The following is a 26,425-nucleotide window of genomic DNA, read 5'->3' as shown; positions in this document are numbered from 1 at the left end:
CCATGGTGACGGCCCGTGCCCCCGCGTGGGGCACGCGGCGACCCTGGCCGATCCCTGATTTTGCGTCCCGGATGCGACTGGGGGACTCCGGACGAGGGTCCCCTCAGGGTCGAGTCCGGGCAGACCCTGATGCCACGCGCCGCCGGAACGTGTGACGATCGGTCCATGCCAGCAGCCACGACCCGAGCCCCGAGCTCCCACGCCCCGGAGCCGGAGGAGCCCGCGCCGCGCAAGCTGTACCGCAGCGCCGACGGACGGATGCTCGGTGGCGTCGCGCGCGGGCTCGCCGGGCATCTGGGGCTGCCGGTCGCCTGGGTCAGGTTCGTCTTCCTCGGGCTGTTCTTCGCGGACGGCCTGGGCGCGCTGCTCTACGCCGTGTTCTGGATCGTCGTGCCCCTCGGGGTGGGCGGTGTCGGCGGTGCGGGTGGCGGGGAGCGGTCCCTGTTCGAGACCGCCCCTGACGGCCGCCGCAGGCTCCGTAAACCCGACCGCGGCCAGGTCTTCGCCCTGGTCGCGCTGCTCATCGGCGCCGGGACCTTCGTCGGCAACGTCGACATGGGCAGCAAGGCGGACCGTTACATCTGGCCGGCGCTGCTGATCGGCGCGGGCTCGATCCTCGTCTGGCGCCAGGCCGACAACGCGCGCCGCGCCCGCTGGATCGAGGTCGGCCGCCGCCGCCGGGTGCTGCACCTGGCCCGGGGACTCGCCGGGGTCGCGCTCGTCGGCCTGGGCCTCGCCGCCTTCCTGGTGGTGCGGAGCTCGGCCGCCCAGCTAGGCACCGCGCTGACCGCCGCCATCGCCGTGCTCACCGGTATCGCGCTGCTCGCGGGTCCCTATCTCGTACGGATGGCACAGGATCTCTCCGAGGAACGCCTGATGCGTATCAGGGCCCAGGAGCGTGCCGAGGTCGCCGCCCATGTCCATGACTCGGTCCTGCACACGCTCACGCTGATCCAGCGCAACGCCGACGACGGCGGTGAGGTCCGCAGGCTCGCGCGCGCCCAGGAGCGGGAGCTGCGCAACTGGCTGTACAACCCGGAGGGCACCGGCAAGGAGGAGGCCGAGGAGCCGACGAGCCTCGCCGAGGCGGTCAAGCGCGCCGCCGCCGAGGTCGAGGACAAGCACGGGGTCCCCTTGGAGGTCGTCGTCGTCGGCGACTGCCCGCTCGACGAGAAGCTGGCGGCGCAGATGCAGGCCGCACGCGAGGCGATGGTCAACGCCGCCAAGTACGGTGGCGAGGGCGGCGCCGTCCAGGTCTTCGCGGAGGTCGAGGGCACCACGGTCTTCGTCTCCGTACGGGACCGGGGGCCGGGATTCGACCTGGACGCGGTTCCGGGCGACAGGATGGGCGTACGAGAATCAATCATCGGCCGGATGCAGCGCAACGGCGGCACGGCGCGGCTGCGTTCGGTGCCCGGCGGGGGCACGGAGGTCGAGCTGGAGATGGAGAGGGCGAGCGAATGACCGAGAACACCGAAGCGACCGGGGGCCCGGAGCGCCGGGTACGGGTCGTGCTCGTCGACGACCACCGGATGTTCCGCACCGGGGTCCAGGCCGAGATCGGCCGTACCGAGGAGACCGGGGTCGAGGTCGTCGGTGAGGCCGCCGACGTCGACCAGGCGGTCACCGTGATCACCGCGACCCGCCCCGAGGTCGTCCTCCTCGACGTCCACCTACCGGGAGGCGGCGGTGTCGAGGTGCTGCGGCGCTGCGCCCCGATGATGGGGCAGGTGGAGAACCCGGTGCGCTTCCTGGCGCTGTCGGTCTCGGATGCCGCCGAGGACGTCATCGGGGTCATCCGCGGCGGCGCCCGCGGCTACGTCACCAAGACCATCACCGGCACCGACCTGGTCAACTCCGTCTTCCGGGTCCAGGAGGGCGACGCGGTGTTCTCGCCGAGGCTGGCGGGGTTCGTCCTGGACGCCTTCGCCTCGACGGACGCCCCACCGGTCGACGAGGACCTGGACCGGCTGACGCAGCGCGAGCGTGAGGTGCTGCGGCTGATCGCCCGGGGGTACGCGTACAAGGAGATCGCCAAGCAGCTGTTCATCTCGGTCAAGACGGTCGAGTCCCATGTCTCGGCCGTGCTGCGCAAGCTCCAGCTCTCCAACCGGCACGAGCTGACGCGGTGGGCCACGGCGCGACGGCTGGTCTGAGCCCGGCCCGTGCTCAGCCGGGACCGGCAGTCAGCGAGATGTTGAGCTTCTCGCCCGCCCTGCGGTAGCCGATGCTCGCGTAGATCCGCTCGACGTCGGGGCCGCCAGGCTCCAGCCACACGGTGCGGTAGCCGCGCTCGAAGGCGGTGTGCGTCAGCCAGCTTGAGAGCGCCGCGCCCACGCCCCGGCGGCGGAAGGGGGCGGCGACGGCCAGGCCGGCCAGCTCGCCGATCCCGTCGGCCGGGACCGAGCAGCCGCCCGCGCCGGCGGGCCGGCCCTCCAGGGTGGCGAGGGCCGCGACACCGCCGCCGGCCGCCGCCGTGCGCAGCCAGGCGATCTCGCCGTCGTCGGGGCCGCCGTCCGAGCTATCGTCGTCGGGGCCGCCGTCCGAGCCGAAACCGGTGTGCTGGACGGCTGCGGCGTCGGTGAACTCCGCCTCGGTGACGGGCTCGGCGATGCGCAGGCCGTCCACCGGCTTCGGTGTGAGGAGGCGGTCGGCGGTGCAGGCCATGACGGGTGCGCGGCTCTCCACCGTGAAACCGGCCGCGAGCAGGGCCGGTTCGACGGCGGGTGCCCAGGTGGGCAGGAACTCCAGCCGGGGCAGCCGGTCGTGTGCGCGGAACGCCGCGACCAGGTCGGCGATGTCCCGCGCGGTGGGTTCGGCGTCCTGGTCGGGGATGGCGTAGTTCGCGAACTTCAGCTCCCAGCCCGGGTTGTGCCGCACCGTGAACGGGCCGGCTCGGTAGTGGTCGGGCGAGCGGAGGGTGAGGGTGCGCGCGTAGTTCTGGATTGCGGTGGCGCTGGCGGTGTCCATGGGGACCGGAGCCTAGGCGACGCGGGTCGCTCCCGCGAAGGGCATTTCGTCGATCGGTGCGATGCGGACCGGGGCGCCGGGGCGCGGGGCGTGGATCATCTGGCCGCCGCCGATGTAGAGGCCGACGTGGGTGATCCCTGAGTAGAAGAACACCAGGTCTCCAGGGGCGAGTTCGGACCGGGAGACGCGCCGGCCGGCGTTGATCTGGGTGTACGTCGTGCGGGGCAGGGAGATTCCTGCCGCACGCCAGGCGGCCTGGGTGAGCCCGGAACAGTCGAAGGACGCGGGCCCGGTGGCGCCCCAGACGTACGGCTTGCCGAGCGCCCCGTACGCGAAGTCGACGGCCTGTGCCGCACGGGCGTTGGGCGCTGCCACGGAACCGCGTGCGAGGCCCCGGTCGGCGCGGAGGGCGCTGCCGCCGTGCGTGGCGTCGGCCGAGCGCTCGTAGTCGGCGCGCTGCTCGGCGGTGAGCGTGGCCAGGAGCTTGCGGGCCGCGGCGAGCTTGGTGCGGACCGCGTCCTTGTGCTTCTTCAGGTCGGCCCGGCGGGACGCGAGGACCGCGAGCTCGTCCTTCGCCCGGGCGCGCAGCTGGGCGATGTCGTTGATCTGCCGACGTACGCCGTTGACCGCGCCGGCCTGACGGTCGCCGGCCCGGTCCTCGTAGGCGGCGCGCTCCAGATACTGATCCGGGTCGGACGACAGGGCCAGCCGGACCGCGGGGTCGACGCCGGCACTGCGGTACTGGGCGGTGGCGAACGATCCGAGGGTGTCGCGCGCGGCGTTGAGGCGCTCGGTCCTGCGGGCAGCCTCGTCGCGCAGGGCGTCGAGGGACTTCTCGGAGGCCGTCGCCTCCTCCTTCGCGCCGTTGTACTTCTCGGTCGCGACCTCGGCGTCGTGGTAGAGCCGTTCGACCTTGGCCTCGACCTGGGCCGGGGTGAGCTGGGGATCGGCCTGGGCGGCGCCGTCGAGGGCGGTCGCGGTCGCCGCCCCCGCGAGGGCGAGGGTGGCTGCGGTGCGTGCAGCAGGTCCGGTGAACAGACGCTGCTTGGGCTTGCGGTGAGCGGCTTTCCGATCGGCGGCCACGGGGGTGGTGCGTCCTTCCGTTCGACTGCCCGTCGGTGGGTGCCGCGGGCCCACCGGGCCCGGAGGCGGGCCACCACAGGGGGAGTGGCCCGCCGCCGGATTCCTGGCGGGGCGACCGGGGAGCCGCCCGGTACGGGGGCGGTGGTGCGGAACCGGTCACCTGGGAGGGACGCTAAGCCCGGCACACAGGTAAGAGGTGTAATGACAGGTATTGCCCTCATAAGTTGTTTCGTTTATGGCGAATGATGTCGGATGACCGGAAAAATCAACCGGAGTCCGGCAATTCGCGCGCACGATGAGTGCGCTCATCGGTAAGTCCTACCTGGCCCAAGAGTGGTGAAATCACATGGTTAGGCTGCGGCCATGGACGTACTCATCAATGTCTTCGTGGCCCTGCACATCATCGGTATCGCCTCCCTGCTGGGCGGCTTCCTGACCCAGATGAAGGCCATGGGGGCGGGCACGGCCCGCTTCGTACCGGCCATGCTGCACGGCGCGCTCACCATGCTCGTCACGGGCGTCGCGCTGGTCGGGCTGAACCAGGCCGACGACCAGAGCGTCAACAACATCAAGATCGGCGTCAAGCTGCTGGTCCTGATCGTGGTCCTGGCGCTCGTCTATGTGAAGCGGGACGACGAGAAGGTGAGCAAGGGCGCGTTCGCGGCCGTCGGCGGGCTGACGGTCGTCAACATCTTCATCGCCACGCTCTGGACCTGAGCGGGCCGCCCGGACTTCGGCGGCCCGCCCCGCACACGCGTTACGCCGGGCGCACGCTGCCGTAGATCGGCATGTAGTAGATGGACTCCTCGCGGACGTTCGCACCCGGCTTCGGCGCGTGGATCATCATGCCGTCGCCCTTGTAGATGCCGACGTGGCTGATGTCGTCGTAGAAGAAGACCAGGTCCCCCGGCTGCAGATCCGCCGTGGCCACCCGGGTGCCGACCTCGACCTGGTCCCAGGTGGTGCGCGGCAGGTCGACGCCCGCCGCCTTCCAGGCGGCCTGGGTGAGCCCGGAGCAGTCGTACGAGGACGGGCCCGTCGCCCCCCAGACGTACGGCTTGCCGATCTGGGCGCGTGCGAAGGACAGGACCTTCTCGGCCTTCGTGGCGTAGCCGCTGTCGGAGCCCGTGCCGCCGGTCCCCGTGCCGGACTCCTCCTTCGCCGCCTCCTCCTTGGCCGCCTCATCGGCCTTCTTCTTCGCGGCGGCCTGCTGCTTGGCCAGCTCCTCGGCCTTGCGCTTGGCCTCGGCCTTCTTCTTGCGCTCCAGCTCCGCGAGCCGCGCCTTCTCCTCGGCGGTCAGCTTCGACAGCAGTGAGCGGGCCTCGGTGAGCTTCGTCTGCACCTGCTGCTTGCTGGTGCGCAGCGTCTCCTGTGACTCGGTGAGCGTCTCCAGGCTCTTCGTCGCCTCGGCCCGCTTCGCCGCGGCCTCCTTCTGCTGCGTACGGAAGTCGGCGACCGCCTTCTGCTGCTGGCTGGTCATCCTGGCCATCAGCTGGTCCTGGTCGAAATACGACTGCGGGTCGTCCGCCAGGAAGAACGTCGCGGTCGGGGCGATCGAGCCGCTGCGGTACTGCGCGGCGGCGTAGCTGCCCAGCTCCCGGCGCGTGTCGTTGAGCTTGTCGGCCCGCTTCGCCGCGGCGTCGAGGAGGGCGTCGACCTTGGCGCGCTGCTCGGCCGATGCGGTCTTCGCTTTGTTGTACTGCTGCGTCGAGGTGCCGGCCTGCCGGTAGAGGGCGTCGACCTTCTTCTGGACTTCCTCGATGCTGGGCTTGGGTTCGGCGGGGGCGGCCGTCGCGCTCTGCGTGGAGAGCAGGGTGACGGAGGCGAGAGCCGCGGTCGTCAGACCGACGGCGGGCGTGGTGGTGCGCACGCGGGTGCGCGGCTTTCGATGCGACGCCAAGGCCGGCATCTCCTTCCGTGGACCGCCTACCGGGTTAGCTGTCGGGTTCGGGCGGAACACGGAAGGCTGCCCTACGGTCCGGTGGAGATGGACCGATTCACCCCAGTACTGCGTGTGGGTCCCCGGTTCCGTGCCTCCTGGGGGAGTACGGATTCGGCGCGGGCGCCCGTGCGGCGTGGTTCGCCTCAGGGGATACGGGCACCTTCCGGAGCACGCTAGCCAACCCGTGGTGTCCCTGTGAAGGTTGATGTTCGATATGCCCGATACATTTTCGTGACCTTTTCCGGACGGCGGTCCGCGACGGCGGATTCCGCACCCGAATCTCACGGAACGTGGGCGGACCGTCCCGCAGTGCACACGGTGTCGGTACCGTCTCGTCAATGCCGCCCCGGGTTGTCGGTGCGGACGCCTAGACTCGTGAGGCGATGAGCAGCCTCTTTGACGACAGTTTCCTGACCGGCCTCCAGCAAGCGCAGGACGGTCCCCCGCCGCCCCCCGAGGAGCACGCGCCCGAGGCGGTGCCGGAGGGCCTCTTCGAGGACGTCTTCGACGCGCCTCCGCCCCCGCGCGACGCCTACTACCGCGACGGTGCCCCGCGCCCCGTCATCGACTCCGCCGCGCTGCTCGACGGGCTGAACACCGAGCAGCGCGCCGCCGTCGTGCACGCCGGATCGCCGCTGCTCATCGTCGCCGGGGCCGGCTCGGGCAAGACCAGGGTGCTCACGCACCGGATCGCCCATCTCCTGGCCGAGCGCGGGGTGCACCCGGGGCAGATCCTCGCGATCACCTTCACCAACAAGGCCGCCGGTGAGATGAAGGAGCGCGTCGAGGACCTCGTCGGACCCCGCGCCAACGCCATGTGGGTCATGACGTTCCACAGCGCCTGCGTGCGGATCCTGCGCCGCGAGTCCAAGCGTCTCGGCTTCACCTCGTCGTTCTCGATCTACGACGCGGCCGACTCCAAGCGTCTGATGGCGCTGGTCTGCCGTGATCTGGACCTCGACCCGAAGCGCTATCCGCCGAAGTCGTTCACGGCGAAGGTCTCGAACCTGAAGAACGAGCTGATCGACGAGGAGACCTTCGCCGGTCAGGCAGCCGACGGTTTCGAGAAGACGCTGGCCCAGGCGTACGCGCTCTACCAGGCGCGGCTCCGCGAGGCCAACGCCCTGGACTTCGACGACATCATCATGACGGCGGTGCACCTGCTCCAGGCCTTCCCGGATGTCGCCGAGCACTACCGCCGCCGCTTCCGGCACGTCCTCGTCGACGAGTACCAGGACACCAACCACGCCCAGTACACCCTGGTGCGTGAGCTGGTGGGCCCGGCCGGCGAGGGCGACGCCCCTGGCGAGCTGTGCGTCGTCGGTGACGCGGACCAGTCGATCTACGCCTTCCGTGGCGCGACCATCCGCAACATCCTCCAGTTCGAGGAGGACTATCCGGACGCGACCACGATCATGCTGGAGCAGAACTACCGCTCCACCCAGACGATCCTCTCCGCGGCCAACGCCGTCATCGAGCGCAACGAGAGCCGTCGCCCCAAGAACCTCTGGACGAACGCCGGCACCGGCACCCGGATCACGGGCTACGTCGCGGACACCGAGCACGACGAGGCGCAGTTCGTCGCCGACGAGATCGACCGGCTGACGGACGCGGGGGACGCGAAGGCGGGCGATGTGGCCGTCTTCTACCGGACCAACGCCCAGTCCCGTGTCTTCGAAGAGATCTTCATCCGCGTCGGACTGCCCTACAAGGTCGTCGGCGGGGTGCGCTTCTACGAGCGCAAGGAGGTCAGGGACGTCCTGGCCTACCTCAGGGTCCTCTCCAATCCCGAGGACACCGTCCCGCTGCGCCGCGTCCTCAATGTCCCCAAGCGCGGTATCGGCGACCGGGCCGAGGCGATGATCGACGCCCTCTCGATGCGCGAGAAGATCTCCTTCCCGCAGGCGCTGCGCCGCGTCGACGAGGCGTACGGCATGGCGGCCCGCTCGGCCAACGCCGTGAAGCGCTTCAACACGCTCATGGAGGAGCTCCGCACGATCGTGGAGTCCGGTGCGGGACCGGCCGTCGTGCTGGAGGCGGTGATGGAGCGTACGGGCTACCTCGCCGAGCTCCAGGCCTCCACCGACCCGCAGGACGAGACCCGTATCGAGAACCTCCAGGAACTCGCCGCGGTCGCCCTTGAGTTCGAGCAGGAGCGTGCGGAGGAGGAAGGTGCGGGGACGCTCGCCGAGTTCCTGGAGAAGGTCGCGCTCGTCGCCGACGCGGACCAGATCCCCGACGAGGACGAGGACGGCTCAGGTGTCGTCACGCTGATGACGCTGCACACGGCCAAGGGCCTCGAATTCCCGGTGGTGTTCCTGACGGGCATGGAGGACGGCGTCTTCCCGCACATGCGGGCGCTGGGCCAGGTGAAGGAGCTCGAGGAGGAGCGCAGGCTCGCCTATGTGGGCATCACGCGTGCCCGTGAGCGCCTGTATCTGACCCGGGCGTCGATGCGGAGTGCGTGGGGACAGCCCTCGTACAACCCGCCGTCGCGGTTCCTGGAGGAGATCCCGGACCAGCACCTGGAGTGGAAGCGCAAGGGGCCGATGGCCGCTTCGGCGGGACCGACGTCCGGCATCACGTCGTCGCTGTCCTCGTCGCGCTCGAAGTCCGGACCATCGGGATTCGCGACCCGGCGCACCTCCGACAAGCCGGTGGTCACGCTGGTGGCCGGGGACCGGGTCACGCACGACCAGTTCGGCCTGGGCACGGTGACCGCGGTCGAGGGATTCGGCGACCAGGCGAAGGCGACGGTCGATTTCGGCGACGAGCGGCCGAAGAAGCTGCTCCTGCGTTACGCGCCGGTCGAGAAGCTCTGACCGGAGCCCCGGCTCTGACCTGATCCCCGGCTCTGACCTGACCCCAAGCCCCGGCCCCTGCCGGCGGGTTCCGGCCGGGCTCGGGCCTGAGCTGGGGCGGCCTGTCTCAGTTCGGGTTGAGCCCGTGGCTGCTGAGCCAGGGCATCGGGTCGATCGCCGAGCCGCCACCGGGCCGTACCTCGAAGTGCAGGTGCGGGCCCGTGGAGTTGCCGGAGCTGCCCGAGTAGGCGATGACATCGCCGGCCTGGACCGGGCCGGAGCGGATCTTGGTGCTGCTGAGGTGGCAGTACCAGGTCTCGGTGCCGTCGGCCGCGGTGACGATGGCCATGTTCCCGTAGGCGCTGTTCCACTGGGTGCGGACGGTGCCGTCGGTCGCCGCCATGACGGGGGTGCCGTAGGTGACGGGGAAGTCGATGCCCGTGTGCACGGACATCCAGTTCACGCCGGCCTGGCCGTAGGTGGCGCTGAGGCCGTGCTGCTTCACGGGCAGCACGAACTTGGGGCGCGCTGCCTCTTTGCGCGCCGCCTCCTCCGCGCGCTTCTTCTTGTCGGCGGCCTGACGCTCCTTCAGGTCGATGCGCTCCTGCGTGCGGCTCGCGCGGTCGGCGAAGTTCTCGGCGTCGGCGTTGAGGTTGGCGAGCTGGGTGTCCAGCTTGTTGTTGGCCGCTACCGGCTTGACCGTGTCGGCGGCCGCCATGGACGTCGTGTCGTCCTTGGTCTCCTCGCCTCCGCCGACTCCGCTCACCGAGGCGGCGGCGATACCCGCGACGCTCATGACACAGGCGGAGGGGACGGCGACGGTCAGGAGCGCGGAGCGCTTCGCGGGGGTGCGGCGCCGGCCACGGCCTCCGCCGCGAGGGGCGGAGGAACGGCCGACGGGGCGGGCGGATGACGCCGCGACTGAGGCGGATTCGGCGCTCATGCCGGCGATGTCACCGGCGAGGTTCTGCACCGGCTCGGCCTCGCCGGGGGCGCCGTCGTGAAGGTCCGGCGACTCGTCGAGGAGGTCCGGGTCCGGGTGGCCGTGGAGGTCGTGGAACCCGTCCTGGGCACTGTCCTGCATGCCGTCATGTCCGCTGTCATCCCCGCCCTCATGGGCGGTGAACGCGGTGAACTCGGCTGTCTCGTACGTCTCGTAGGGCACCGACTGGTGTTCGTACGAGGGATACGAAGTCTGTTCGGGTGCGTACGTGGCGTTCCCGGGCGTGGCGCCGGTGTTCCAGGCGGTGGCGTCGTAGGTGCCGGTGTCGGGGGCCGTGTAGCTCTCGTACCCCGCGGTCTCGAAGGTGGGGGCGGTGTACGTGCCCGTCCCGTAAGCCGTGGTGTCGAACGTGGCGGTGGGGAAGGCCCCCGTGTCGCCCGCCGCCCACTGGTCCGCCTGGCCGGTGTGGTCCCAGCCGGCGGTGTTCCACTGGCCCGTCGCGTCGGGGGACTGGGGGGCGGCCTGGGCGGGGATTCCGCCCTCGGGGATCCAGGTGGCGCCGGTGTCGTAACCCTGCGCGCCTGTGTCGTAGCCCTGGGGCGTCTGCGGGTGGGCCTGGGCGTCATAGGCGGCGTACGAAGCCTGCTGATGCGCGCCGGTGTCCCAGGAGCCGCCGGTGTAACCGCTGCCGTAGCCGCCGTCGTACGCCGGGGCGTAGCCGCCGCCGTACGTCGTCTCGTGGCTGCTGTCGTGCTGACCCGGCAGGGTGCCGAAGAGCGGGTCGCTGTCGAAGCTGCCGGTGGAATGGCTGTCGTATCCGGCAGGCCCGGCGTGGGGGTGCTGGTCGTTCACCAACTTCTCTCTCGCCTCGGCAGCAGGACCTGTTCCGGGGTCCGGTGGGGGAAACCCAGGGTGACAGTGGCCGCGACTGTACCCGGCGGTAGGTGAGGACGACAATCTTCGGCGGCTTTCGGCTCCTCAGGAAACGGGCAATCGGCCGCCTTTCGGTGGACGGTGGAGACAGGCTTGGCTCTATGTTCGAAGTCAGTTCTATTCGGCTGGGGTGTGTGGTGGTCCTGGGACGGGAGATTCAGGCGACGGACGCGGCTCCCGGTGCGCCGATCGCCGTGCCGTCGGACTCGAGTGCCTGACGGATCGCTGAAGCGACCGCGGGGTGGACCGGCAGGGCGAGATGACCGATACCCGTGACGCGGACGTTCACCGCATCGAGGTCGGGGTGATCCACGCAGGCCGTCTCGACCGGGAGCATCACCCTGTCCAATTCGCTCCAGAAGCTGACGAACCGGGTCCGGCAGCCGGCGGCGGGCAGGCGCAGCTCCGCGATCAGATCCGAGCCGCCGCGCATCTGGCGGACGATGGGGTGTGCGCCCGCCAGCGGGGCCGCGGCGGTGCCGCCGTGCGGTGTGCCGAGGGTGACGAGCGTGCGCACCCGGCGGTCACCGCCGAGCCGCTGCACGTAGTACCGCGCGATCAGGCCGCCGAGGCTGTGGCCGACGATGTCGATCTCCCGGTGGCCTGTGCGGGCGCAGATCTCCTCCACATGGCGGCCGAGCAGTTCGGCCGCGGTGCGGATGTCGCAGGTCAGGGGGGAGTAGTTGAGCGACTCCAGGTGGTGCCAGCCGTGCCGGGCCAGGGAGCGGCGGAGTAGGACGAACACGGAGCGGTTGTCGATGAAGCCGTGCAGCAGCACGACGGGCGGGTGGTCGTCGCTCCGGGCCGGCAGGGCGGTTGCCGTCGCCGTATTCGATGCGTCCGGTGTGCCCGGTGCATCCGGTGCATCCGGTTCTGCCGTGTCCGCCGTGTCCGCCGAACGGGCGAATCGGCCTGGCGCCGGAGTCGGTGTGGGGCTCGGTGCGGGGCTCGGTGCGGGCGTCGGCGGTGTGGGCACGGGCTGTCGGCGCTCCGGGGTGAGGCCGGACGGATAGATGAGCACATGCCCGGCGAGGATCACCAGCTCCAGTGCGGTGGCTCTGACCAGCGTGGACGACAACCAGGCGGGGCGTAGAGACGGCTTGCGCAGCAGTAGGGGAAGGAAAGGCAGGACCTTCATGGCCGACCTCCTGCACTGGCATGCGGGGGAGGCGGCTCCCTGCCCCGTACGCCCTCACGGGGATCGCCGCGGGAGGCGACCGGCGGTCCTCACGCTGCCGGGGGCCGTACCACCGTGCCGTGCGGCTGACGGCGCGGTGGTACGACGACCTCGTTGCGGCTCCCCTGGCGGCGCTCCCCGCGCGGCCCGCTGGGCCGCCCGACGCTGGGAACGCTGCCGGCGAACATGTCCCATGTGTGATTTCCCCCTCCCGGTCCACCGCGAAACGACGCCGTGCGGGATGCTGTGGATAACGTTCGTTCACATCACCGGCCCCTCTGGGTCCGGGAGACGCATGTGGAGGCATTGATGGGTGTGACCGGTCCGATCCGTGTGGTGGTGGCCAAGCCTGGCCTCGACGGCCATGACCGCGGGGCCAAGGTGATCGCGCGGGCGCTGCGGGACGCGGGCATGGAGGTCATCTACACGGGCCTCCACCAGACCCCCGAGCAGATCGTGGACACCGCGATCCAGGAGGACGCCGACGCCATCGGTCTGTCGATCCTCTCGGGTGCGCACAACACGCTCTTCGCCAAGGTCATCGAGCTGTTGAAGGAGCGCGACGCCGAGGACATCAAGCTGTTCGGCGGCGGCATCATCCCGGAAGGGGACATCGCCCCGCTGAAGGAGCAGGGCGTCGCGGAGATCTTCACCCCGGGTGCGACGACGGCTTCGATCGTCGACTGGGTGAACGCGCACGTCCGCCAGCCCGCGGGGGCCTGAGCCACCGCGCGGTCAGCCTGTGCCGTCCTGGGCCAGCTCCGCGTCCATGGCGGCGCGCAGGCGCAGGGTGGAGACCAGGCGCTGGAACGCCTCCGACCAGTAGTCACCCGCACCCGGTGAAGCGTCTGCCGGTTCGTCGGGCGTGGTGGTGAGCACCGCGAGCCTGTCCCCCTCGGCGGGATTCAGGCAGCGCTCCGCGAGGCCCATCACCCCGCTGAAGCTCCACGGGTAGCTCCCCGCGTCCCGGGCGATGTCCAGCGCGTCGACGACCGACCGGCCGAGCGGCACATCCCAGGGCACGGAGCAGACACCGAGCAGTTGGAAGGCCTCGGACAGGCCGTGCGCGGCTATGAACCCGGCGACCCAGAGTGCCCGCTCGGCGGCCGGCAGGATGGCGAGGAGCTTCGAGCGCTCCGCCAGCGACGCCGTCCCGGGGCCGCTCGCCACGGGGGCCGAGGGGACGCCGAGCAGTGCCCGCGCCCAGTCGGCGTCCCGCTGCCGCACGGCCGCCCGGCACCAGGCGGCGTGCAGCTCACCGGCCCAGCCGTCCGCGACCGGCAGGGTCACCAGCTCATCGGGGGTCCGGCCGCCGAACCTCTCCCGCCACACCCCGAGCGGGGTCGCCTCCACCAACTGGCTGAGCCACCACGACCGTTCACCGCGCCCTGAGGGCGGCACCGGCGCCACGCCGTCGCGCTGCATCGCGGCATCGCACTCGTGCGGCGCCTCCACCGCCACGGATACGGCGCCACCCGTGCGGTCGGGGTTCACACAGGACGTGGCACGGGCCGCCATCCGCCGGGCGAGCGCCGAATCGGGCAGCGCGGACAGCAACTCGGCTGCTGTGGAACGCACGATGCGGCTGCGGTCCGCCAGAGCTTCCTCCAGGAACCCTTCATCGGCGTCCGAAAGGCCCGACCGCAGGGAATCCAGGAACATCAGCCGGTCCTCGGCCCGCTCCGTGGACCATGTGGTGGCGAGCAGGGCCCTGGCCGCAGCGGGGTCCTGATCCCGCACGGCACCGAGCAGCGCGACCCGCTCGGCGAAGAGGCCCTCGCCCCAGAGCAGTCGCACCGCCTCCGGATCCGCTGTGCCCGGCCGCTGCGCACCGCGCGACGCGGCACGCAGCGCGAATCTCCACTCCGGATTCAGCGCGGCCAGCCACAGCCCGCGCGGCCCGGCGAAGGCCAGTACGCGCGGACGCAGATCCGTACGCGCTCTCGCCGCGTCCAGCAGCGCGGGCAGCAGCTCGGCGGGCGCCCGGTAACCGTGCGCGCCGGCCGAGGCCAGCCATTGGGGGATGAGCTCGGTCAGATCGGGAGCCGCTCCCCGCCGGCCGCCGTCCGGCGGCGCCGAGCGGTCCGCCAGCAGCTGGGCGAGCCTGCGTCGGGCGGCGGCAGGCAGCGGCGGCCTGGGATCGGCCGGTGCCGGCACGGGCAGGGCGGCGCCGGAGGCCGGCCGCAGAGCGGCCCTGCGCCGCACGGTGTGGACCGCCGCCGTGTCCAGCAGCGCCGCCGGACCGACCGCGGCACCGTCCTCCGCCCGCAGAGGGCGCCGGTCGGTGCCGAGCAGCGCAGAGGTGACGAGGTCTTCCCACGGGGCGCTCACGGGCGCGCCGGCTGTCGTGACGGTGGTGTGCATCGGGCGGTCCTTTCCGGTGCTCCGGTGCTTCGGCACTCCGGGAAAGTCGGTGGAGTCGGTCGAGTCGGTGGAATCGGCGGTGCGGGAGGGTTCGGCGCGTCACGCGAGCGCCACGGCCGCCGTGCTCGGTTCGTCGTCGTCGGAGGTCTCGGCGCACCAGGCCGCGAGCGGGTCGAAACCCCGGTGTCCGCATTCGCCGAACACCGTCAGCGGGCTGCCGCCGGACAGCGCCACAAGCTTCCACAGGCCTGGCCGGGACAGCGCCGATGGTGCGACCGGCAGGGCGGAGCCGTCCGCCGCGCCGACCAACTGCCAGCCGTCCCCGGACGGCGCGGGTATGACATCGCGCAGGGTGGCCGGCCAGGCGTCGAGCCATGGGTCGTCCCGCAGCGCCCGCCCGTACGCGGCGACGGCATCGGCCGTGGTGCCGCCGGGCGGCGCCGCTGCCGTGACGGCGGGCTCGCCGAACTCCCGTCCCAGCTCGCCCCGCAGCCCGCCGCCGCCCGGATACGGTGTCACCTCGGCGTCCAGCACCGTGCCCACCGGCAGCGTCCTGGCGGGGGCGCGCCCCGGCGCTCCGTAAGACAGGAACAGGGCGGTGCGGCCCGAGTCCCCGCCGTACAGCCAGGTGCGCCGGGTGACGATTCTGCCGTCCGGTGTGTCGTACTGCGCGAGGACCAGCCAGTGGTCTCGGACAGCCGGTCCTTCGGCCGATGCCGTCAGCCCCACTCTCGTACGGACGGTCGCCGCCAGCGGTCCTGGCAGCCGGTCGAGCCCGAGCCAGGCGGAGTCCAGCAGATGCAGGAGTGCGCACTCCTCCAGCAGCCGAGCGGGCCGGCCGGGGCCGGAAACGGGCAGTGACCCCAACTCCCTCACACGGCCTGCGAGTCCTGGTGCCTGGGCGTCGACCATGCGGGCCGCCGTCTCCTCCCACAGCGCGTATCCAGGGCGGTCCGCCGCCGCCAGTCCGCCGCGCACCAGATCGCTGAGCCGCTGCTCCAACTCCTGGGCACCGCCCGTGATGCGCTCGGCCCTGCGGGCGGCACGGAGCTCCGCCGCCCGGCTCGCCCGACCCCCGGGTGCCGCCCGCGGGTGCCGGTCCTCCAGCCACTGTGCGACCCAGTCGGGCGGTTCCTTCCCCCGCTCCTTCCCCCTCTCCGGCATCTCCTCAGACGTCCGGTCGCCGGAGGCGTCGAGCAGCAACAGCCCCAGGGCGTGCCCGCAGGGCGACGTCTCTTCGCCGCAACCACATGTGTACGCCGGCTCACCCGTGTCCACCGCCGTGCGGTACGGCGGGCCGTCGCCGCCCGCGCGGATGCCCCAGACCACGCCCGGACCGCCGAACCCCGTTTCGGACCAGGCGTGCTCCGAGGCGAACGCGCAGCCCGTCTCGCTCGAAGCCTCGCTCGAAGCCTCGTCAGGAGTCAGGCGCAACGCCCGCTCCAGCGCCCGCCGCTCCGCCGGTCCGGCGGCTCGGCAGGATTCTCCCCCGTGAGATAGCACCATGGATCCGACGGTAGGGCGCACCACTGACAATCGGTCCCGGCCGGCCGGACCAGCCGGGTCGGACGGGGGTACCGGCCGGGTGCCGGGGCCGATTGTCAGTGGCGTGGTGCACCGTGGAAACCGCATCGGATCGACCGATCCGGAGGGGGATCCATGACAGTGTCCGTACTGACCGACGCAGCAGACGGCGAGGCCCTGAGGCCGCACGCCGAGCACGCCTTCGCCGACGAGCTCAAGGCTCTGGGCGCCGCCGACGACCGTCCGAGACCTGCCCGTTGGAAGCTCTCTCCATGGGCTGTCTCCACCTATCTGCTCGGCGGGACGCTCGCGGACGGCACGCTGATCACACCGAAGTACGTGGGCCCGCGCCGTCTCGTCGAAGTCGCTGTCACCACGCTCGCCACCGACCGGGCGCTGCTGCTTCTCGGCGTCCCGGGGACGGCCAAGACCTGGCTGTCCGAGCACATCGCCGCGGCCGTCAGCGGGGACTCGACCCTGCTCGTGCAGGGCACCGCGGGCACACCGGAGGAAGCCGTCCGCTACGGATGGGACTACGCACGGCTGCTGGCCCACGGCCCCAGCCGCGAGGCGCTGGTGCCGAGCCCCGTCATGCGGGCCATGGCCGAGGGCATGACCGCCCGCGTCGAGGAGCTCACGCGCATCCCCGCCGATGTGCAGGACGCGCTCATCACGATCCTGTCGGAGAAGACCCTGCCCGTCCCCGAGCTGGGCCAGGAGGTCCAGGCGGTGCGTGGGTTCAACCTCGTCGCCACGGCGAACGACCGCGACCGCGGGGTCAACGAGCTCTCCAGCGCCCTGCGCCGCCGGTTCAACACCGTCGTGCTGCCGCTGCCCGCGACACCCGAGGAGGAGATGGACATCGTGTCCCGGCGCGTGGCCCAGATCGGGCACTCGCTCGACCTGCCCCCGGCCCCCGACGGCATGGCCGAGATCCGGCGGGTCGTCACGGTCTTCCGGGAGCTGCGCGACGGCATCACCACCGACGGCCGTACCAGGCTCAAGTCGCCCTCGGGGACGCTGTCCACGGCCGAGGCGATCTCCGTCGTCACGGGAGGCCTCGCGCTCGCCGCCCATTTCGGCGACGGTGTCCTGCGCCCCGGGGACGTGGCGGGCGGCATCGTCGGGGCCGTCGTCCGTGACCCGACGGCCGACCAGGTGGTCTGGCAGGAGTACCTGGAGACGGTCGTCCGGGAGCGCGACGGCTGGAAGGACTTCTACCGCGCCTGCCGTGAGGCCGCCGAATGACACCCCGCACCGGTGGGACCACCACCGCTCCCCGGGGGCCGCTGCTGTTGGGGGTGCGCCACCACGGACCGGGCTCGGCCCGCGCGGTCCTGGCCGCCCTGGAATCCGCACGGCCCGCCGCCGTGCTCGTAGAAGGACCGCCCGAGGGTGACGCGTTGCTGCCGCTGGCGGCGCACAGCGGGATGCGTCCGCCGGTCGCGCTCCTCGCCCACGCCGTGGACGATCCGGGGCGTGCCGCGTTCTGGCCGCTGGCCGAGTTCTCGCCCGAGTGGGGCGCGATCCGCTGGGCATCGGCGCATGGCGTCCCGGTGCGTTTCATGGACCTGCCGGCCGCGAACTCCCTGGCATTGGCGGAACAGCGGGAGGACGGCCGGGGGGATGCCACGGGGCAGGCCGCGGAGGAGGACGGGCCGGGCATCGACCCGATCGGGATCCTCGCCGGAGCCGCGGGCTACGACGACCCCGAGCGCTGGTGGGAGGACGTCGTCGAGCACCGTGCGGCCGACGGACGGCAGGCCGATCCGTGTGCCCCGTTCACCGCGCTCGCCGAGGCGATGACCGCGCTGCGTGAGTTGTACGGGGACGGGGGACATCCACAGGACGCCGTCCGGGAGGCCGCGATGCGCCTGAAACTGCGCGCCGCCCGCAAGGAGTTCGGCGACGGCATCGCCGTGGTCTGCGGCGCCTGGCATGTCCCGGCGCTCGGCGCGCGGACGACGGTCGCCGCCGACCGTGCGCTCCTCAAAGGGATGCCCAAGGTCAAGGCGGAGCTGACCTGGGTGCCCTGGACGCACCGGAGGCTCGCCCGGCACAGCGGATACGGCGCCGGGATCGAATCCCCCGGCTGGTACGGGCACCTGTTCGGCGCCCCCGACCGGCCCGTCGAGCGCTGGATGACCAAGGTAGCCGGACTGCTGCGCGACACGGACAGGGCCGTGTCCTCCGCGGATGTCATCGAGGCCGTCCGGCTCGCCGGGACACTGGCGGCCCTGCGTGACCGTCCGGCCGTCGGGCTTGCCGAGGCCACCGACGCGGTCAGGGCGGTCATGTGCGAGGGATCCGATGTGCCGCTCGCTCTTGTGCGGGACCGGCTGGTCGTCGGGGAGGTCCTCGGCGAGGTCCCCGACACCGCCCCCGCCGTCCCCCTCCAGCGCGACCTGGACCGGCAGCAGCGCAAGCTGCGGATCGCACCCGAGGCGCGGAGACGTGAGCTGGAGCTCGACCTGCGCAAGGACACCGACGCCGCCCGCAGCAGGCTGCTGCACCGGCTGCGACTCCTCGGCGTGCACTGGGGCGAACCCACCGAGGGCCGGGGCAGCACGGGGACGTTCCGGGAGAGCTGGCGGCTGCGCTGGGAGCCCGAGCTCCACGTCAGGGTGGCCGAGGCCGGCGTCTGGGGCACCACCGTGCGCGGAGCCACGACGGCCAGGGCCGAGGCGGACGCCCTGTCCGCGTCCTCGCTCGCCGAGGTCACCGCACTCGCCGAGCGGTGCCTCCTGGCCGGCCTGCCCGAGGCGCTGCCGGTCGTGATGAGGGCACTCTCCGACCGGGCCGCCCTCGATACGGACGTCGGCCACCTCGCCGACGCGCTACCCGCCCTGGCCCGCTCCCTGCGTTACGGAGATGTGCGCTCCACCGGAGCCTCGGCCCTGGGAGAGGTGGCGGTCGGCATCGCCGAGCGCGTCTGTGTGGGCCTGCCGCCCGCCTGCACCGGCCTCGACGCGGACGCGGCGGCGGAGGCCCACCGCCGGGTGGACGGCGTGCACACCGCGATAGGGCTGCTCGCCGGCGCCGTACGGGCGGACGGGCTGCCCGAGCGGTGGGCCGGTGTCCTGCACAAGCTGTCCGCCAGGGACGCCGTCGCCGGTGAGGTCCGGGGCCGTGCCACGCGACTGCTCCTGGACGAAGGGCGGCTGGAGGGGAGCGAGGCCGCGCGACTCATGGGCCTTGAGCTCTCGCCCGGCACCGCGCCTCCCGAAGCGGCGGCCTGGATCGAGGGGTTCGTCGGGGCAGCGGCGGGCGGCGGTCTGCTGCTCGTCCATGACGAGCGGCTCCTCGGGCTCGTGGACACCTGGCTCACGGGCATACCGGCCGACACGTTCACCGGCGTACTGCCCCTGCTGCGCCGCACGTTCGCAGCCTACGAGCCGGGAGCCCGGCGCGCGCTCGGCGAGCTCGTGCGCCGCGGGCCGGGCTCCGGCAGGGCGGGCGACGAGGGCGGACCAGCCGCGCCGGGCTTCGGTGAAGGGCTCGACGAGCAGCGGGCGGACGCAGTGGTTCCGGTGCTCCGACTGCTCCTCGGCCAGGACGGATGAGAAGGAGGCGAGGGCGATGGACACGACCGACACCGAGGACGAGCGGCTGCGGCGCTGGCGTCTGGTGCTGGGCGCGGACCGTGCCGAAGGAACGGACAGCGCCGAAGGAACGGGCCGTGCGCTCACCGGAGATGACGCGGCGATGGACGAGGCGCTGACCGCGCTGTACGAAGGAGGGAAGAAACCCAGGGGCAGGAGCAGGGCCGAGCGTTCCGGGGGGCTCGGGGCGTCCGCGCCGTCGGTGGTCCGCTGGCTCGGCGACATCCGTACGTACTTCCCGGCCTCCGTCGTCCAGGTCATGCAGCGGGACGCGATCGACCGCCTCGGGCTCTCCACCCTGTTGCTGGAGCCGGAGATGCTGGAGGCCGTGGAACCCGACGTCCACCTGGTCGGCACCCTGCTCTCGCTCGGCAGGGCCATGCCGGAGACGACGAAGGAGACGGCCAGGGCCGTCGTGCGCAAGGTCGTCGATGACCTGGAGCGCCGGCTGGCCACTCGTACGAGGGCGACGCTCACCGGCGCTCTGGACCGCTCGGCCAGGGTGGGCCGGCCGCGCCACCAAGACATCGACTGGGACCGCACGATCCGGGCCAACCTGAAGCACCACGTGCCGCTGCCCGGCAGGGAAGGCGCGGGCACGGTGATACCCGAGCGCCTCATCGGGTACAGCCGCACGGACCGGTCCGTGAAGAAGGACGTCGTCCTCTGCGTCGACCAGTCGGGGTCCATGGCCCCGTCCGTCGTCCACGCCTCGGTCTTCGGTGCGGTGCTCGCCTCGATACGGACCCTGTCGACCCGGTTCGTCGTGTTCGACACGGCCGTCGTCGATCTCACCGATCAGCTCGACGACCCGGTCGACATCCTCTTCGGCACGCGGCTCGGCGGAGGGACGGACATCAACCGGGCGCTCGCCTACTGCCAGTCGAAGATCACCCGTCCGGCGGACACCGTGGTCGTCCTCATCAGCGATCTGCACGAGGGAGGGATTCGTGACGAGATGATCGGACGGGTCAGGGCGATGAAGGCGTCCGGGGTGCAGTTCGTGACGCTGCTCGCGCTCTCCGACGAGGGCGAGCCGTCCTACGACCGTGAGCACGCCGCCGCGTTCGGGGCGCTCGGCGCACCGGCCTTCGCCTGCACTCCTGACCTCTTCCCCGAGGTCATGGCGGCGGCGATCGAGAAGAGGACCCTCCCGATACCGGACGTCGTCCGATGACCGGACGAGGGGCCGTCCCGGATGAGGTCCGGTGGGGTCCGGCGGAGGCGTCGTTTTGTCCCTCGTAACCCGGCTACCAGCGCGGTCTGTGACCGTTATCACCGCTCATGTGTGATCTGCAATTTAGGGTCCGGCGCGGCGTGGGGGATAACCTGCCGGATGGACATGCCGCGTACTCGGTCACCGTGTGCGCCTCCCTAGTGACTGCGCAGTCACGTTGCCCTCGCGGCACGCCCACGCAGAAAGACGAACCGCGAGACCACTAAATAGGGACGGACGCGCGTGGACCTGTTCGAGTACCAGGCGAGGGACCTCTTCGCCAAGCACGGTGTACCGGTGCTGGCCGGTGAAGTCATCGACACGCCTGAGGCAGCCCGCGAGGCGACCGAGCGGCTGGGTGGCAAGTCAGTCGTCAAGGCGCAGGTGAAGGTCGGCGGCCGAGGCAAGGCCGGCGGCGTGAAGCTGGCCGCCGATCCCGATGAGGCGGTCGCCCGGGCGACCGACATCCTCGGCATGGACATCAAGGGCCACACGGTCCACAACGTGATGATCGCCGAGCTGTCTCCGGAGATCGAGGCGGAGTACTACGTCTCGTACCTCCTCGACCGCACCAACCGCACCTTCCTGGCCATGGCCTCGGTGCAGGGCGGCATGGACATCGAGGAGGTCGCGGAGAAGACCCCCGAGGCCCTCGCGAAGGTCCCGGTCAACGCTGTCGACGGGGTCGACATCGTCAAGGCCCGCGAGATCGTGGCCCAGGCGAAGTTCCCGGCTGACGTGGCCGAGGGCGTCGCCGAGGCCCTGGTGACCCTGTGGGACACCTTCGTCGCGGAGGACGCCCTCCTCGTCGAGGTCAACCCGCTGGTGAAGACCAAGGACGGCCGCATCCTGGCCCTGGACGGAAAGGTGTCTCTCGACGAGAACGCCGACTTCCGCCAGCCCGGCCACGAGGCGCTCGAGGACAAGGCCGCGGCCAACCCGCTCGAAGCGGCCGCCAAGGCCAAGAACCTCAACTACGTCAAGCTCGAGGGCGAGGTCGGCATCATCGGTAACGGTGCCGGTCTGGTCATGTCGACCCTGGACGTCGTCGCGTACGCCGGTGAGCAGCACGGCAACGTGAAGCCCGCCAACTTCCTCGACATCGGTGGCGGCGCCTCCGCAGAGGTCATGGCGAACGGCCTGGAGATCATCCTCGGGGACTCCGACGTCAAGTCCGTCTTCGTCAACGTCTTCGGTGGCATCACCGCCTGCGACGAGGTCGCCAACGGCATCGTCCAGGCCCTGGAGCTGCTCAAGTCCAAGGGCGAGGACGTCACCAAGCCGCTGGTCGTGCGCCTCGACGGCAACAACGCGGAGCTGGGTCGCAAGATCCTCTCCGACGCCAACCACCCGCTCGTTCAGCGTGTGGACACCATGGACGGCGCGGCCGACAAGGCCGCCGAGCTCGCCGCGGCTGCGAAGTAAAGGACGAGGGACTCCAACACCATGGCTATCTTCCTCACCAAGGACAGCAAGGTCATCGTCCAGGGGATGACCGGCGCCACGGGCATGAAGCACACCAAGCTCATGCTGGCCGACGGCACCAACATCGTCGGTGGCGTGAACCCGCGTAAGGCGGGCACCTCCGTCGACTTCGACGGCACCGAGGTACCCGTATTCGGGTCGGTCGCCGAGGCGATGGAGAAGACGGGCGCCGATGTGTCCGTCCTCTTCGTGCCGCCGGCCTTCTCGAAGGCCGCCGTCGTCGAGGCGATCGACGCCGAGATCCCGCTGGCCGTCGTGATCACCGAGGGCATCGCCGTTCACGACTCGGCCGCCTTCTGGGCGTACGCCAACGCGAAGGGCAACAAGACCCGCATCATCGGCCCGAACTGCCCCGGTCTGATCACCCCCGGTCAGTCCAACGCCGGCATCATCCCGGGCGACATCACCAAGCCCGGCCGCATCGGTCTCGTGTCCAAGTCCGGCACGCTGACCTACCAGATGATGTACGAGCTCCGTGACATCGGCTTCTCGTCGGCCGTCGGCATCGGTGGCGACCCGGTCATCGGCACGACGCACATCGACGCGCTCGCCGCGTTCGAGGCCGACCCCGAGACGGACCTCATCGTGATGATCGGCGAGATCGGCGGCGACGCCGAGGAGCGTGCCGCCGACTACATCGCGAAGAACGTCACGAAGCCGGTCGTCGGCTACGTCGCGGGCTTCACCGCACCCGAGGGCAAGACCATGGGCCACGCCGGTGCCATCGTCTCCGGCTCCTCCGGTACGGCCGCAGGCAAGAAGGAGGCCCTCGAGGCCGCGGGCGTGAAGGTCGGCAAGACGCCGACCGAGACCGCCAAGCTGGCGCGCGAGATCCTCGGCGGCTGACCGCCACCGCGTGAACGGCGCGGGTCCGTACCCCTCGGAGAAGGGGTGCGGACCCGCGCCGTTTCCGTGTCAGGGGATGCGTGGAACCAGCCGCTCGGGGCCGTGCATGAACTGGCCCTTCAGCGCCTTCTCCAGCTTCAGGTCCTGCGGGGTCAGCTTCTCAGGCCCACCCCGTGGCGGGACGCCGCCGACCGGCTCGGCGGGATAGAGCGGCTGCTCGTACTGCGTAGGGGCCGTGTGCAGGGTGAAGGCGGTCGTGCTGACGAGCAGTACGCCGAAGCAGAGCGCCGCCCGGGTCCAGAGCTGGGCGATGCGCTGGCTGCCCGCGCGGACGGCGGTGGCCGGTGGCGGTTCGGGTACCTCTTCCGCGAGGGCGAGTGCGCCCAGCCGCTCGCGGAGCACCGGGGACCTGCCGCCGGACTCCGTGGGTGCAGCGGGATCCGCCAGCTCGGGGAGCCGTTCGGCGACCGCGGCCCGTGCATTCAGCAGCCTGCTCGCCGTCGCCGGGGTGCTCGCCTCCGTCTCCGCGGCCGTCTCCGGCAGCCCCAGGCCCACGCCGTCGTGGAGCAGCAGGGTGCGCCGGTAGGAGGCCGGCAGGCCGAGCAGCGCGTCGAGCAGTGCACGCCGAGCCGGGTCGTCGGGCGGCGCGTCTACCCGGCGGTGGGTGCGGCGCAGCTGATGCCAGGGCGACATCGCGTACTCGTACGAGGCCGCCCGCACCCAGCCCGCAGGGTCACGGTCCCTGGCCACCTCGGGCCACCGCTGCCAGGCGATTCGGAAGGCGTGTTCCACGGCTTCCCCGGCCAGCTTCCGGCGACCGGTCAGCAGATACATCTGTCGGGTGAGGCCGGGGGCGGTACGGCCGTACAGCGCGTCGTACGCCTCCTCGGGGGTGAGACCGTCCCGGGGCGACGGCACGGCCCCACTCCCGTCCGGCGCCGCGGGGGCGGGTGCGGGGTCTTCGGGCGCCTCGGGTGCCTGGGGTGCCTCGGGTGCCTGGGGTGCCTGGGGTGCTTCGGGTACCTCGTGTGCCGCGGGGTCCGGCACCGTTGCCACCGGTGCGGGGGCCTCGGGCGCGGGGGCCTCCGGAGTTGGCGTTTGCGGCAACGCCGCGACCGGTGCTGCGGCTTCCCGCGCGTCCGTTTCCGGCGTCGCCGAGTCCGGTGCGTCCGAGTCCGGTGCGTCCGGATGCGGGGCGGGGTCGTCCAGGGTGGGCTTTGCCGGGTCGGGGGTGGTTCGGGGGTTCGCGGGGGTGGTGCCGGGCTCGGTCGGGGGTGGCGTGCTGCTCCCGGTGGCTTCGGCGGCCTGCGGCGAAGGCGGTGACGGTGGCGAAGGCGGCGACGGTGGCGTGGGGTGGTCGTCGGCGCAGCCGATCAGCCGTGCGTACGCCGCGCGCCGACGGCCCCGAGGGTTCGTGCGCCCCGTTTCCCACGCGCGGACGGTCGCGGGCGTGACCCCCACGGCCGCTGCGACCTGTTCCTCACTCAGCGCCTTCGCCTCACGCAGCCTGCGCCGCTCCTTGGGGGAGGGCAGAGGGGCTCCGGGCGCCGGTCCTGTGCTGCTGCGCGTCATGCCAGGCCTCCGTCCGCGAGGACACTGCACTGGGTGAAAAAGTACATAAACGTATATTGAGCGACACAGCGGCTATTAGCCCGTTACACGAAATAAGCGCGTGTCGTTGGCAGCATGGCCGCGTGACCCAAGTGACCGAACGCAGCCCGATGTTGTCGGCAGAGCGCACCAGGTCCGCCGCCCTGGCCTACGCTTTCGTGCGCGGAGTGCTGGCGGCGGGGCTCGGGCTCGGCTCGCTCGCTGTGCTGGTCATGGTGCTGTGGATCAGCTCTCCGTACCCCGACAGCGGGCCCGGCGAGGCCTTCCACGTGGCGACCGGGATCTGGCTGCTGGCCCACGGGGCCGAACTCGTCAGAGCCGACACACTGAGCGGCCACCCTGCACCGGTGGCGATGGTTCCGCTGCTGCTCGTGGTGCTGCCCGTGTGGTTGGTGCACCGGGCCGCCCGGGACTCGGCGGAGAACGAGGGTGAGGCTTCGGGCGGGCACTCGGCGGTCGGGGCGTTCTGCGCGGTGACCGCCGGATATCTGCTGGTGATGCTCGGGGCGGCGGCCTACGCCGGTGACGGGGCACTCCCCGCCGACCGGACCTCGCTCGCCTTCCCCGTCACCTTCGTGGTGGCCGGCGCGGCGGCAGCGGGGGTGTGGGCGGCGCGTGGGCGGCCCCTGACACCGCTGCTGGTCTGGGCGCCGCTGAGACTGCAGGAGGCAGCCGCCCGCTCCCGTTTCCGGTCCGGGGTCGGGGTCGCCCTGCGGTCGGCGGCCGCGGGTGTGCTCATGCTGCTCGGCGGCGGGGCGCTGCTGGTCGCGGTGGCGCTGGTGTGGCACACGGGGGCGGCGAAGGACTCGTTCCTGGGTCTGTCGGGCGACTGGGCGGGCCGGGTCTCCGTACTCCTGCTGGCCACGGCGCTCGTGCCGAACGCGGCGATGTGGGGTGCCGCGTACGGCCTCGGGCCTGGATTCGCCCTCGGTACGGCGTCGATGGCCACCCCGCTCGCGTTCACCGGGCCTCCCGCGATGCCGGACTTTCCCCTGCTTGCCGCGGTGCCGGCCCACGGCCAGGGAACGTTCGCGAACTGGGCGGCGGTCGCGGTACCCGTCCTGGCGGCCCTGACCCTCGCCCGGTTCGTCGCACGGGCGGCGGCCCCGGTGCGCGGGGGGCGCGAGGAGGCCTGGGGTCAGGCCCGTACCGCGCTGGTGGCGGGACTCGCCGCGGTGGGCTGCGCGGCGGGCGCGGCGGTACTGGCGGCGGCGTCGGGCGGCCCGCTCGGCACCGGGGCTCTGGCGGAGTTCGGCCCCGTGTGGTGGCTGGTGGGCCCGGCCGCGCTCGCCTGGACTTCGGTGATCGGCGTACCGGCGGCGCTGTTGCTCAGGGCGTGGCGGCTGCGGGAACACCGGTGGGGGTGGCGGTGGGACATGGTGAAGGGGGACCAGGCGAAGACGGAACCGGGGCAGGAGCAGGAGCCGGGGCGGAAGTCCGCGCAGAAGGCGGAGAAGCAGAAGACGGAGAAGGGGCCCGGGGGAGCGGACGGGGACGGGGGCGGAGCCGAGGACGTCGACGCGGAGCCGTACGACTTCCTGTCGGCAGGCCCCTGGCACGAGGACGGGGCGCGGGAAGCGCGATGGGCCGCGCTCAAGAGGAACTCGGGCGGGCTGATGGCGGACTTCCCGGCCGACACGGACAAGGACCCGGGCCCGAGCCCCAAGCCCAGACCCAATCCGGAACTCAAGCCCAAAGCCGAGCCCGAGCCCAAACCCAAACCCAAACCCAAACCCAAACCCAAACCCAAACCCAAACCCAAACCGGAGACCGAGACCGAGCCCGAACCCGAACCCGAGCCCAAACCCGAACCCGATACGCCAACCGGCCGGGACCCGGATACCCAGAGGCAACCGGAACCCGACCGGGACACCGCTCCGTAGCCAGCCAGCCAGCCAGCCAGCCAGCCAGCCAGCCAGCCGGCCAGC

At 71.8% G+C, this 26,425-nt stretch carries 19 protein-coding genes and 1 riboswitch; of the genes, 11 read left to right on the top strand and 8 right to left on the bottom strand.

Going from position 1 to position 26,425, the window contains the following annotated elements:
- Nucleotides 1-165 precede the first annotated feature (165 nt).
- Both OG623_RS13125 and OG623_RS13120 read left to right on the top strand, forming a co-directional pair.
- On the top strand, nt 166-1,464 hold the full coding sequence (locus OG623_RS13125; protein ID WP_406146519.1) for a PspC domain-containing protein: 1,299 nt from the start codon (nt 166-168) through the stop codon (nt 1,462-1,464).
- A complete protein-coding gene (locus tag OG623_RS13120) occupies nt 1,461-2,156 on the top strand; it encodes a response regulator transcription factor (protein ID WP_362888415.1) in 696 nt (231 codons plus the stop codon). The genes OG623_RS13125 and OG623_RS13120 overlap by 4 nt, the downstream gene beginning before the upstream one ends.
- A gap of 13 nt (nt 2,157-2,169) precedes the next feature.
- Here OG623_RS13120 and OG623_RS13115 read toward each other — a convergent pair whose 3' ends face one another.
- Together OG623_RS13115 and OG623_RS13110 are read right to left on the bottom strand one after the other, a co-directional pair.
- A complete protein-coding gene (locus OG623_RS13115) occupies nt 2,170-2,970 on the bottom strand; it encodes a GNAT family N-acetyltransferase (protein WP_406146518.1) in 801 nt (266 codons plus the stop codon).
- A gap of 12 nt (nt 2,971-2,982) precedes the next feature.
- On the bottom strand, nt 2,983-4,053 hold the full coding sequence (locus tag OG623_RS13110; protein ID WP_406146516.1) for an NlpC/P60 family protein: 1,071 nt from the start codon (nt 4,051-4,053) through the stop codon (nt 2,983-2,985).
- Between the two features lie 363 nt (nt 4,054-4,416).
- Here OG623_RS13110 and OG623_RS13105 point away from each other — a divergent pair, with 363 nt between their 5' ends.
- The gene (locus OG623_RS13105) at nt 4,417-4,770 is read left to right on the top strand and encodes a hypothetical protein (protein ID WP_406146515.1); all 354 of its coding nucleotides are present in this window, start codon (nt 4,417-4,419) and stop codon (nt 4,768-4,770) included.
- A gap of 40 nt (nt 4,771-4,810) precedes the next feature.
- Here the strand turns inward: OG623_RS13105 and OG623_RS13100 are convergent, their stop codons facing one another.
- Nucleotides 4,811-5,962 (bottom strand): NlpC/P60 family protein, encoded by a 1,152-nt coding sequence (locus tag OG623_RS13100; RefSeq protein WP_406146514.1) that lies wholly within the window; start codon nt 5,960-5,962, stop codon nt 4,811-4,813.
- Nucleotides 5,961-6,122: riboswitch (cyclic di-AMP (ydaO/yuaA leader) on the bottom strand. (Overlaps the previous gene by 2 nt.)
- A gap of 256 nt (nt 6,123-6,378) precedes the next feature.
- Here OG623_RS13100 and pcrA point away from each other — a divergent pair.
- The gene (gene pcrA / locus OG623_RS13095; RefSeq protein WP_406146512.1) at nt 6,379-8,817 is read left to right on the top strand and encodes a DNA helicase PcrA; all 2,439 of its coding nucleotides are present in this window, start codon (nt 6,379-6,381) and stop codon (nt 8,815-8,817) included.
- 106 nt (nt 8,818-8,923) lie between these two features.
- On the opposite strand, the gene OG623_RS13090 is transcribed toward pcrA, so the two are convergent.
- Together OG623_RS13090 and OG623_RS13085 are read right to left on the bottom strand one after the other, a co-directional pair.
- The gene (locus OG623_RS13090) at nt 8,924-10,591 is read right to left on the bottom strand and encodes a M23 family metallopeptidase (RefSeq protein ID WP_406146510.1); all 1,668 of its coding nucleotides are present in this window, start codon (nt 10,589-10,591) and stop codon (nt 8,924-8,926) included.
- A 238-nt stretch (nt 10,592-10,829) separates the two neighbouring features.
- Complete coding sequence (locus OG623_RS13085) at nt 10,830-11,810, bottom strand: esterase/lipase family protein (RefSeq protein WP_406146509.1); 981 nt, start codon at nt 11,808-11,810, stop codon at nt 10,830-10,832.
- A 348-nt stretch (nt 11,811-12,158) separates the two neighbouring features.
- Here OG623_RS13085 and OG623_RS13080 point away from each other — a divergent pair, with 348 nt between their 5' ends.
- Complete coding sequence (locus OG623_RS13080; protein ID WP_406146508.1) at nt 12,159-12,572, top strand: cobalamin B12-binding domain-containing protein; 414 nt, start codon at nt 12,159-12,161, stop codon at nt 12,570-12,572.
- Nucleotides 12,573-12,584: 12 nt separating this feature from the next.
- Here the strand turns inward: OG623_RS13080 and OG623_RS13075 are convergent, their stop codons facing one another.
- Together OG623_RS13075 and OG623_RS13070 are read right to left on the bottom strand one after the other, a co-directional pair.
- A complete protein-coding gene (locus OG623_RS13075) occupies nt 12,585-14,213 on the bottom strand; it encodes a DUF5691 domain-containing protein (protein ID WP_406146507.1) in 1,629 nt (542 codons plus the stop codon).
- A 99-nt stretch (nt 14,214-14,312) separates the two neighbouring features.
- Nucleotides 14,313-15,719: an SWIM zinc finger family protein gene (locus OG623_RS13070; RefSeq protein ID WP_406146506.1), complete on the bottom strand. Its 1,407-nt coding sequence runs from the start codon at nt 15,717-15,719 to the stop codon at nt 14,313-14,315.
- 153 nt (nt 15,720-15,872) lie between these two features.
- Here OG623_RS13070 and OG623_RS13065 point away from each other — a divergent pair, with 153 nt between their 5' ends.
- From OG623_RS13065 to sucD, 5 genes are all read left to right on the top strand, one after another.
- Nucleotides 15,873-16,985: an AAA family ATPase gene (locus OG623_RS13065; protein WP_406146505.1), complete on the top strand. Its 1,113-nt coding sequence runs from the start codon at nt 15,873-15,875 to the stop codon at nt 16,983-16,985.
- Nucleotides 16,982-19,300: a DUF5682 family protein gene (locus tag OG623_RS13060; RefSeq protein ID WP_406146503.1), complete on the top strand. Its 2,319-nt coding sequence runs from the start codon at nt 16,982-16,984 to the stop codon at nt 19,298-19,300. Before OG623_RS13065 ends, OG623_RS13060 begins: the two co-directional genes overlap by 4 nt.
- 16 nt (nt 19,301-19,316) lie before the next feature.
- The gene (locus OG623_RS13055; RefSeq protein WP_406146502.1) at nt 19,317-20,516 is read left to right on the top strand and encodes a VWA domain-containing protein; all 1,200 of its coding nucleotides are present in this window, start codon (nt 19,317-19,319) and stop codon (nt 20,514-20,516) included.
- 282 nt (nt 20,517-20,798) lie between these two features.
- Nucleotides 20,799-21,980: an ADP-forming succinate--CoA ligase subunit beta gene (sucC, locus tag OG623_RS13050; RefSeq protein WP_406146501.1), complete on the top strand. Its 1,182-nt coding sequence runs from the start codon at nt 20,799-20,801 to the stop codon at nt 21,978-21,980.
- A gap of 21 nt (nt 21,981-22,001) precedes the next feature.
- Entirely contained in the window at nt 22,002-22,886 is an 885-nt protein-coding gene (gene sucD, locus OG623_RS13045) for a succinate--CoA ligase subunit alpha (RefSeq protein ID WP_406146500.1), read from the top strand.
- A gap of 69 nt (nt 22,887-22,955) precedes the next feature.
- Here sucD and OG623_RS13040 read toward each other — a convergent pair whose 3' ends face one another.
- Nucleotides 22,956-24,458: a helix-turn-helix domain-containing protein gene (locus tag OG623_RS13040; protein ID WP_406146499.1), complete on the bottom strand. Its 1,503-nt coding sequence runs from the start codon at nt 24,456-24,458 to the stop codon at nt 22,956-22,958.
- Nucleotides 24,459-24,607: 149 nt separating this feature from the next.
- Here OG623_RS13040 and OG623_RS13035 point away from each other — a divergent pair, with 149 nt between their 5' ends.
- Complete coding sequence (locus OG623_RS13035; protein ID WP_406151804.1) at nt 24,608-26,380, top strand: DUF6350 family protein; 1,773 nt, start codon at nt 24,608-24,610, stop codon at nt 26,378-26,380.
- Nucleotides 26,381-26,425 lie beyond the last annotated feature (45 nt).

It is taken from the genome of Streptomyces sp. NBC_01012 (assembly GCF_045162755.1).
Classification (GTDB): domain Bacteria; phylum Actinomycetota; class Actinomycetes; order Streptomycetales; family Streptomycetaceae; genus Streptomyces.
The sequence above is the reverse complement of the archived record's forward strand: the minus strand, read 5'-3'. Positions and strand labels throughout refer to the sequence as shown.